The sequence below is a fragment of the Parasphingomonas frigoris genome, from assembly GCF_036663815.1.
GTDB lineage: Bacteria > Pseudomonadota > Alphaproteobacteria > Sphingomonadales > Sphingomonadaceae > Sphingomonas.
On sequence record NZ_JAXOJQ010000021.1, the window covers coordinates 1 to 9,239 of the forward strand.

The 9,239-nt window shown below is 58.1% G+C and carries 10 protein-coding genes; 5 read left to right on the forward strand and 5 right to left on the reverse strand.

All coding sequences use genetic code 11. The features are described 5' to 3' along the window. Both U1872_RS21975 and U1872_RS21980 read left to right on the forward strand, forming a co-directional pair. Positions 1 to 185: hypothetical protein (locus U1872_RS21975; RefSeq protein WP_332795015.1), on the forward strand; the 185-nt coding region annotated here is incomplete at its 5' end. 224 nt (positions 186 to 409) lie between these two features. After that, complete coding sequence (locus U1872_RS21980) at positions 410 to 1,030, forward strand: Crp/Fnr family transcriptional regulator (protein WP_332795024.1); 621 nt, start codon at positions 410 to 412, stop codon at positions 1,028 to 1,030. A 119-nt stretch (positions 1,031 to 1,149) separates the two neighbouring features. Here U1872_RS21980 and U1872_RS21985 read toward each other — a convergent pair whose 3' ends face one another. After that, the gene (locus tag U1872_RS21985) at positions 1,150 to 1,401 is read right to left on the reverse strand and encodes a hypothetical protein (protein WP_332795016.1); all 252 of its coding nucleotides are present in this window, start codon (positions 1,399 to 1,401) and stop codon (positions 1,150 to 1,152) included. A 69-nt stretch (positions 1,402 to 1,470) separates the two neighbouring features. Between U1872_RS21985 and U1872_RS21990 the strand changes: the two genes are divergently transcribed. After that, the gene (locus U1872_RS21990; protein ID WP_332795017.1) at positions 1,471 to 2,457 is read left to right on the forward strand and encodes a response regulator; all 987 of its coding nucleotides are present in this window, start codon (positions 1,471 to 1,473) and stop codon (positions 2,455 to 2,457) included. Between the two features lie 55 nt (positions 2,458 to 2,512). Here the strand turns inward: U1872_RS21990 and U1872_RS21995 are convergent, their stop codons facing one another. Further along, positions 2,513 to 2,689 carry a hypothetical protein gene (locus U1872_RS21995; protein ID WP_332795018.1) on the reverse strand — a complete coding sequence of 59 codons (177 nt, stop codon included), beginning with the start codon at positions 2,687 to 2,689 and terminating at the stop codon, positions 2,513 to 2,515. Positions 2,690 to 2,814: 125 nt separating this feature from the next. Then, positions 2,815 to 3,801, reverse strand: a complete 987-nt coding sequence (locus U1872_RS22000; RefSeq protein WP_332795019.1) for a GGDEF domain-containing protein — start codon at positions 3,799 to 3,801, stop codon at positions 2,815 to 2,817. On the opposite strand from U1872_RS22000, the gene U1872_RS22005 reads away from it, so the two are divergent. Then, positions 3,800 to 4,615, forward strand: a complete 816-nt coding sequence (locus U1872_RS22005; RefSeq protein WP_332795020.1) for a globin domain-containing protein — start codon at positions 3,800 to 3,802, stop codon at positions 4,613 to 4,615. The genes U1872_RS22000 and U1872_RS22005 overlap by 2 nt on opposite strands. 155 nt (positions 4,616 to 4,770) lie before the next feature. Beyond that, positions 4,771 to 7,599, forward strand: a complete 2,829-nt coding sequence (locus U1872_RS22010) for an MHYT domain-containing protein (protein WP_332795021.1) — start codon at positions 4,771 to 4,773, stop codon at positions 7,597 to 7,599. Positions 7,600 to 7,601: 2 nt separating this feature from the next. Here the strand turns inward: U1872_RS22010 and U1872_RS22015 are convergent, their stop codons facing one another. Both U1872_RS22015 and U1872_RS22020 read right to left on the reverse strand, forming a co-directional pair. After that, positions 7,602 to 7,994, reverse strand: a complete 393-nt coding sequence (locus U1872_RS22015) for a response regulator (protein ID WP_332795022.1) — start codon at positions 7,992 to 7,994, stop codon at positions 7,602 to 7,604. Continuing rightward, positions 7,969 to 8,973 (reverse strand): HWE histidine kinase domain-containing protein, encoded by a 1,005-nt coding sequence (locus tag U1872_RS22020; protein WP_332795023.1) that lies wholly within the window; start codon positions 8,971 to 8,973, stop codon positions 7,969 to 7,971. The genes U1872_RS22015 and U1872_RS22020 overlap by 26 nt, the downstream gene beginning before the upstream one ends. Positions 8,974 to 9,239 lie beyond the last annotated feature (266 nt).

Below are 9,239 nucleotides of genomic sequence, written 5' to 3' on the forward strand. Positions count from 1 at the left end.
AGAACAGCGCGCCTTGTGCCATCTGCCGACCCATCATGACCGTGATCCCCTGCCGCCTTGCAGGAGTGAATCACGCCCTCGTCACCGTCGCAAGCAGCCATTTTTCAACAGCCTCGACCGGTTGTGACACCGGCGAAGATCTAACAGCTTTAGCTCCGTCCTACTCCTTCGACCGATCGGACTGACACCCGGAACTAATTGTTTCACGTCCACAAAAGCGTTCCGGCACGACGGCCTTGTGAGAAGGCTCGCAGTAACGCATTAAAGCGGTACGAAAACCGTGATGTGAAGGGGACTTGATCTGGATTATCCGATCCACCGCTTCAAGGCCCTCGCCAACCTCTCACAATCCGAAGAGTGCGTACTTCGGAGCCTTGGCGGATGCCCCGCGGAGCGGCAGAAAGGCGAGATATTTCAAAGGGAGGGAGACGAGGTCGAAGGTTTCCATCTGTTGAACGATGGTTGGGTTTCTTCGTCGCTGCTTTTAAAAAGGGGCAAGCGCCTCATTCAGAAAATTCATCTGCCGGGTGATATGCTTTCCACTCCCAGCATGATCCTTTGCACGGCAGCCGACACGTTGACTGCGATCACGCCGGCCACGACGTCCTTCGTTTCTTACACCAGGATGGGCGAGCTGTTCCTTACCGCGCCACGAGTGGCAGCGCTATTCACCGTCGCGATACAGATGGAACGGATGGCCTTGATGGATTCTCTGGCGGCCACAGGCAATGCACGAGCGCTAAATCAGCTTGCTGGCCTTCTTCTCGATTTACATTCTCGTCTGAGCGCCGTTGGTACTGTCACGGACGACGCGTTCGATCTGCCGTTGACGCAGGAAGTTATCGGCGATTTGCTAGGCCTCACCTCAGTACATGTCAGTCGCATGTTCGGCAGCCTTGAAAGCCAACATCTCATCAGCCGACAGGCGCACAATATCCAGCTTCTTGATTTACCGGGCCTTCAGCGTTTGTCACCCCGGCCGCATCGGCAACTCAAGTTCGAGCCCGAATGGTTGCCTCAATCCGGCTAACGAACTCTCGCTGCGTTCCAGCAGCCCGTTTGTCTCCCGCGACACCGAGATCACCCAGCCGGTTGGTATGTCATAGCAACGCCCTGCCAATTCACAAACCTAGTGGGCAGTCTCCTGCGTTAGTCCGCTGTAAAACTCGAATGGGGCGGATCGAGTGTGTTGATCGCGTGCTGAAGTTGGCAGGCTGCAAGCGATGCTCCTGCATGATCGAGCAGCGCAAGCGCCTCGCGCATTAGGCTCAAAGCGTGAACTGCACTGACGATCGGCACGTCGTTAGAAGAAAGCTCTTGCATAAATCGCACCCATGAGATAACCCCATTAAACGTCTCAACCTGAATTAAAATGCCGGGATTTAAATGTTTCGCTAACATATATCGGCTCACATTCCCCGTCGCCGGCTTCGCACCAACCGCCGGCATTAACCGGGGGGGGGTAGCGTTATGAAAATGGCGGCTCGGCAGGTGCGACGAGTGGTGATAGTAGATGACTCGCGGATATCTCAAGCGATCTTGGAGCGGACGTTCGAACAACGTCGCGACTTCGAAGTCGTTGGTGTTGCGGGAGACGCCATACAAGCGATGGAGATGATCAGGCGTCTTGGGCCAGATCTCGTCACGATTGATCTGTGCATGCCTTACATAGATGGAGCAGCCCTGCTCGAAAGCATGGCAAGCCGGACATGTCTTTGCAAAATCGTAATTTCCGATCAGGCGGTTAAAAGCATATTGGTGTCGTCGAAGCTGGAGTCGCTCGGTGCGTCACTTTGCCTAGGCAAGCGCGAAATTGTTGATGACCCTACTTCGTTTTTCAGAAAGATCATCAAGACGTGTGAAGGTGTCGAGGCATCATCCGGGTACAGCGCGTCCCTTCGCTCGATATCAGATGTTACATCACGGCCGCCGGTTCGGCGCACAGGTGCTCTGGTCCATTACGGATATCCTGTTCCGATCGATGAAGACGCTCGGCTGGAAGCCTTGCAGCAGAAACATCTCGCCAACGCCGTAAGGGAGCGGGAGTTTGATCTGATCACGCGCTTTGCAGCCGAGACTACCGGCTTTCCCGTGTGCCTCCTCACGTTCATCGATCGAGAGACGCAGTGGATCAAATCGTCCTTTGGCTTCGAGGAGGAAAGCTGCCCGCGGTCAGATGCCTTTTGCAATTACACCATAGCGGGCGGCGAGTTGTTCGTGGTGCAAGACGCCGCGGCGGACCCGCGTTTACGGGCCAACCCCTTGGTTGTTGGCGAGCCTGGCTTCCGGACCTACGCGGGCCAGCCTGTGGTATCGGCGGAGGGAGTCCGGCTGGGGGCGCTTTGCGTGTTGGACACCAAGGTGCGCCCTGTGATCCCTGCGATGACAAAAAAGCTCGCATCCATAGCAGAAATCATCGGAAGCATTATTGATAGGCGGCCGATGATGGCCGCCTGACCATTCACCGTTTAGAGAAGCACGCCAGCCCACTTTTCAATCGGGCTGGCATGTTTCACCGTGCCGTCCATGAATGTTGCTCGATGGCTTTGCCGACGGCATCCCAATGTTGTGCAGTCGTATTGTCGAGGCCACGAATAGCAGCCACGATCTGATCAACGACGAACTGGCCCGCTCGCTCTTTGTGCTGCTCGACAACGTCTCTGGCAATGGTCTCGATAATCATGGTCACTCAAATCATCATATATTCTGATTGTTCCAGAAATATAATGGTTAAGATTTGGTCAAAATTGATGTGGACGGAATGATGTGGAAAGACTGCCGTGAGCTTCGAGGCGCGTGGTGTGCCTTTCAATTTTATGCGACCTCAGCAAGTCTCGTACAGTTTCGTCCATTGGATTTCGCTTCGTAAAGCATCGTATCGGCGCGCGCGAGCCACTCCGTCAGTGAACTCGTCGACGCAGACAATTCTGCAACGCCGAAGCTTGCCGTAATGTGCAGCGTGCTGCCGTCGGGGCATGTCATCGGGTGGTTTGCGATTTCCTGTCGCAGGCGCTCTGCGGCAATGACCGCAGCGGTCCCGTTCGTTTCCGGCAACAGCAGCGCAAATTCCTCGCCACCCAGCCGGCCAAACAGATCGCTGGGGCGAAGGGCAACTTCGGCAATGCGGGCGATCTGCTGCAGCACCTGATCGCCAATTGCATGGCCGTATGTATCGTTTACCCGCTTGAAATGATCGACGTCGAGCATGACGAGCGACGTAGCCCGTCCATAGCGGCTTGCACGCTCTATCTCCTTCTCGGCCTGATCGACGAACCCGCGCCTGGTCAAGGCGCCGGTGAGATGATCCACCTGGGCAATGAGCCTCAATTCGAGTTCGTCGCAGACGATGTTGGCGAAATTGCCAAGGATCGCGATGTCTGCCGGGGTGAACGACCTGGGTCGGGTGTCTATCGCGCACAGCGCGCCGACGTTGTAGCCCTCTGGCGTGCGCAATGGGACGCCGGCGTAGCTGCGCACATATGGCGGGCCAGAGACCAGCGGGCTGTCTGCAAATCGCGGATCGTGGAGAGCGTTTTCAATGATTAACGGTTCACGCTGCTGGATCGTGTGCGTGCAGAAGGAAACGGAGCGCGGAGTTTCACTCAGGTCCATACCGCGCCTTGCCTTGAACCACTGGCGGTTGCGATCGACCAGCGTCACGGTCGCGATGGGTACCGCCAGAACCGTCCGGACGAGAGTGACGATCTTTTCGAATGGCTCCTCGATCGCTGTGTCGAGCACATTCAGACGGCGCAGGGCTGCAACGCGGGCGTCGTCGTCATGCAGGAGAGGGTCATCCATGACGAGGCTCAGTGATCATAGCGCGAATTGCGACAGTCAGATCATCGGCATAGCTATCGACCAGAGATCGGACACTTGCCTCGACCACATCCTCGCCGATGCCGGCCGCACGCAAGCTGGCGACCAGCGCTGCCAGGTGGGCCTGATGACGATGCACGCTTTCCAAGAGCTCAGGAGGTATTTCGAGGGGCTCTGCCGAACTTGGGGACGGCTGAAGTTGATCGATACGCACAGGACAACTCACTCATCGCTACAGCCTGACCCTACGGGTAAACGGTTAATGGAATTCGAACGGCCGAAGCGATTGCGCCTCACGGCGAAAGGGTATCATATCAGGCACCTTCCAAGGCACATGGCGAAGGTCAAAGCGACACTCGTACGGGAGCGGTTAGTGTCATTAACAACGGAACAGGTCCGCTTGGTTCGGCAAAGTTACGCTCTCATTCTGCAATCACCCAACCGGTATGCCGAAATTTTTTATCATCGACTGCTCTTAATGCACCCCTTTGCCCGCGCACTCTTTCCCGACGACATGACGCATCAAATCGAGGTTTTCACCAAAACAATAGACATGCTCATCCAAAATGTTGCGAACCTCGATCGCCTGCATCCGATATTGTCAGACTTAGCGAAAAGGCACGTCAAATACGGCGTGCGTGCATATCAATATGAAGCAGTCGGAACGGTGTTGATCGATACGTTCGAAGAAATGATCGGCGTCAGGTTTACCTCTGAAATCCGCCAGGCGTGGGGCGTGGTATATGCTGACACCGCAGGCATAATGATCGCTGAGGCCTATCCCGAGTCAGAATAAGCTTCTTGACTATATATGGACGGCCGCTACCACTCAGGGCGGCGGGCATACAGCAAAGGTGACCGGCGAGGCTGACGTGGCTGCGTCGTCTTCGCGAGGGTCGACGAAACCTCAATCGAGCGGTAAAATGCTGCGCAAAAAAGGGCTTTGCGCAGATGGCTGGCGTTCACGACATCAAGCTTGTCACCTTGTCGATCATGATCGCGATCGTCGCTTCGTTTACAGCGCTTAGTCTCGCCGGTCATGTGCGGGCGGCAAGCGATCGTACCCGTCGCATCTGGCTCACCGCCGCGGCGATCGCGCTCGGGGGCGGGATCTGGTCGATGCACTTCGTGGCGATGCTTGCCTTCAGTATGCCCGGCATGCGGATGAGCTACGATTTGGCACCGACGTTGGCATCGCTGGCGCTGGCGGTAGCGTTCACCGGCGCGGGCCTCGCCACGTTGGATTGGCGCACGGCGTCCGGGCAAAGGATTTTTGCGGCGGGGGCTCTGATCGGCACCGGCGTCGCATCGATGCACTATATCGGCATGGCCGCCATGCGGATGCCAGCAACGCTGAGCTATAACCCCGCCTGGGTGGTCATCTCGATCGTGATCGCGTTCATAGCTGCGACGACGGCGGTCTGGCTTGCAGCGCGAGATCATCAATGGCCTCACCGCATCGCGGCCGCTATCCTGATGGGAGCCGCAATTTCCGGCATGCACTATGCCGGCATGTACGCTGCGATCTTCACCCAGTCCGCCGTCATCGATCAAGCCGAAGGCGTCGCCGATCTGGGGCAGACCTATCTTGCCGCAGCAATCGGTCTGGTGACGCTGTTGATCCTGCTGCTGGCGATTGGCGCGGTGCAGATCGAGCGGCTGTTCCGGAACGGGGCGCAACGTGAGGCGCGCCTGCGTATTCTCGGGGAGCTGAACGATCACCTGTTCGCATCGGGCGACGCCTTGCGCGCAATGGCCGCAGCAGCGGAGCTGCTCGGACGCAGGTTGGGAGCCTCGCGTTGTGCCTACGCCGATGTTGACCAGGACGGCGACCGCTTTTGGATACGCAACGACTATACTGCACAGGGCTTGGAAAGCGCTGTTGGTGAATACAGCCTCGATCTGTTCGGCGCCCGTGCGGCAACCGATCTGCGCGGCGGAGAAACGCTCGTTGTGCGAGACATCACCGCGGAGGTGGCTCCGGGTGACGGGCGCGAGATGTTTCAAGCCATCGCCATCGACGCGATTATCTGTTGCCCGCTGATCAAGGACGGCCGTTTGGCAGCAATGATGGCAGTCCACGAGGACCATGCGCGTGACTGGACGCCTGACGAGATAACGCTCGTACAGGAAGTCGTCGAACGTTGCTGGTCGCACGTCAGTCGGATCGGCGCAGAGAGCAGGCTACGCGAAAGCGAGGAACGCCTTCGGCTGGCTGTCGACAACGCCGAGGTTGGCTTCTGGGACGTCGATGTTATCCACGATACGCTGATCTGGCCCCCCCGTACCAAGGCAATGTTTGGCATCTCCCCCGAAGTGCCGGTCAGCATGCAGGATTTTTACGATGGCCTGCATCCAGAAGACCGCGAACGGACCGCTGCCGCCTTTGCGGCTGCCGCTGACCCAAGCCTGCGTGCGCTCTACGATGTCGAGTATCGCACCATCGGCAAAGAAGACGCCGTCGTTCGCTGGGTCGCGGCCAAGGGACGCGGCGTATTTGACACCTCCGGGGCATGCCTCCGTGTTGCAGGTACTGCACTGAACATTACCGGCCGCAAGATTGCGGAAGAGGCGCTCCGCGAGCTGAATCTGACGCTGGAGGCCCGTATCGCAACCGCGATTGAGGAACGAGAACAGGCGCAGGAGGCGCTTCGCCAGAGCCAGAAGATGGAGGCGATGGGCAGCCTCACGGGCGGCGTGGCACACGACTTCAACAATCTGCTTACCCCGATCATCGGCTCGCTCGACATGCTCGTGCGCAAGAGCGTGGGAACCGAGCGCGAGCGGCGACTGATCGACGGCGCTTTGCAATCTGCCGAGCGGGCCAAGACGCTCGTCCAGCGACTTCTAGCCTTCGCGCGTCGTCAGCCGCTCCAGCCAATCGCTGTGGATGTCGGCAGGCTCGTCGAGGGGTTGAGGGAACTGATCGGTTCGACTGTCGGACCGACCATTGATATCCGCGTGGACCTGATGCCCGATCTGCCGACAGCAAAAGCCGATCCGAACCAATTGGAGATGGCGCTGTTGAACCTCGCGGTAAATGCCCGCGACGCCATGCCGAATGGCGGCGAACTGGTCATCGCCGCCAAGCGTGAGGTTGTAGGTTTGCAGGGCATGCCAGGACTGCAGCTGCAGCACGGGGAATATGTTCGCCTGTGCGTTTCCGACACCGGCATTGGAATGGATGAGGCGACGCTACAGCGCGCGACCGAGCCGTTTTTCTCGACCAAGGGAGTCGGCCAAGGCACTGGTCTGGGCTTGTCGATGGTTCATGGCCTGGCAGCGCAGTTGGGCGGCGAGATGACAGTGGAAAGCAAACCTGGCGAAGGCACGACAATCAAACTGTGGTTGCCGATCAGTGGTGCCGTAGTCGATGACGAACACCGAATGCCCGAATCCGCATTTGCTTCCGAGGTGCTCGGCATGGCGCTGCTGGTCGATGACGAGGAACTGGTTCGCATGAGCACGGCTGCCATGTTGATCGACCTCGGCTACAAAGTCGTGGAAGCAGGTTCGGCAGAGGACGCGCTGCGTCTGGTCCATGAGGGCTTGAAACCTGACCTAATGATCACTGATCACCTTATGCCCGGCATGAATGGCACCGAACTGGCGCGAAAAATGAAAGAGATCAAGCCTGGACTGTCGGTCCTGCTCGTGTCCGGCTACGCGGATGCGGAGGGCGTTAATCCTGCGCTACCCCGCCTAACCAAGCCATTTCGTAGAGTCGAGCTTGCCGCTAGCCTTTCTGCCCTGACTACGCCGATTTCGATAAGCGCCTGATTTTAATAAGCCTCGATCAACTGCATCAGCGCTGCCATCACCCGCCGCTCGTTCATCGGCTTTCCCGCGTTGGGCACGCGAGCGAGGATCGCGCCGCCGTAGAGCTCGGGTTGAGCGTAAGCGCTAGCGAGCGCGAACGGAATACCGCGGCGCTTCAAATCCTCGGCAACCGGCGTGACGAGTTCAGTGCCCAGATTGACGTCGAGCAACGCAACCGAAGGAAGCTCATTCTCTAGCAGGCGAAGCGCTTCCTCCACCGTCGCCACAGGTCCGATGACACGCCAGCCACGCGCTTCAAGCATCAATTGCAGGTCCATCGCGATCAGGAACTCGTCCTCTACGATCAGGATTGTTCGCTCACGAATGACGTCACCTCGGGGGAGTTGCGCTCCCAATCGGAATAAGGATCTCGGCACGCAAACCGTTCGCGGCGAATTCCTGTTCCAATGTTCCACGCAGCCCGTAGCTAACGGTCGACTGGATCAGTGTTGTGCCGTAACCGGTCCCGACAGGTGCAATAACGGCCGGACCGCCGCATTCGGTCCATGTCAGCCTCAGAAGGCCGGTCGTGCTTTCGACCTGCCAGCCGACACGCACCTGACCACCTGGAACTGACAACGCCCCGTATTTCGCGGCATTCGTCGCCAGTTCGTGAAACACCATGCCGAGCGCCATAATCTTTCGAGGGGCAAGATCAATTGGCTCACTTGGTTCGATCATGATAGCTTCAGGATTGCTGGCGAAAGGAGCAAATATTCGTTCAAGCAGACGCTCCAGGCCTGTCTCTTCCTGTTCGGTGAACGCAATATCCTCCGCCTCGATCAGGGCCGCGAAACGGCTGAGGAAGGTGTCGCGGTATTCAACGCCCGAAACGCCCTCCGCCGGCATCTGGCGCGCCATCGACTGCGCCACACCCAGCAAGTTTTTCATCCGATGTCGCACTTCGCCGAGCAGCAAATCCTTGGCCGCATCACGGCGCGTGCTGTCGGTCGCATCAATGATTGAGAGCAGCATGGTGTGGCTGACAGTATCTGGATGAAACAGTGTGCGCGCGGTCAGCAGCATTGTCCTGGAACCGAGTTCAGGAAACACGTGCTGGACCTCATAATTGATGAGAGCCGTGGTTTTAGGAATGATCTCAGTCAGCAGCTGGCGCAGCTGAGGAATATCCCACTGGCCATTACCCAACTCATAGATCGGCCGCCCGATTGTATCGTCCCGGTCGACCCCAAAGGTGCTGAAGAAGGATCGGCTGGCGGCTTGCACGCATAGCCCGGCATCCAGCACCAGCAGCGGGTCGGCAACGGTATCGACGATACCCTGCAGTTGAACATGTCCTGTGCGCAGAAGGCGATAAAGGTCTTCGGTGTACATATGTCAGGCCCTGCGGTGAGCGATCGCTATGCCGCTACCGCGCCGTCGCGACAACTGATTCACCTGACGCCTTCGAACCGATGCTGCACCGGACACGGGCCTAACGCCACTCTGCGTGTAGTTTAGCCGGCGCCGGTGTCACAACCGAACGAGGCTGTTGAAAAATGGCTGCTTGCGACGGTGACGAGGGCGTGATTCACTCCTGCAAGGCGGCAGGGGATCACGGTCATGATGGGTCGGCAGATGGCACAAGGCGCGCTGTTCTA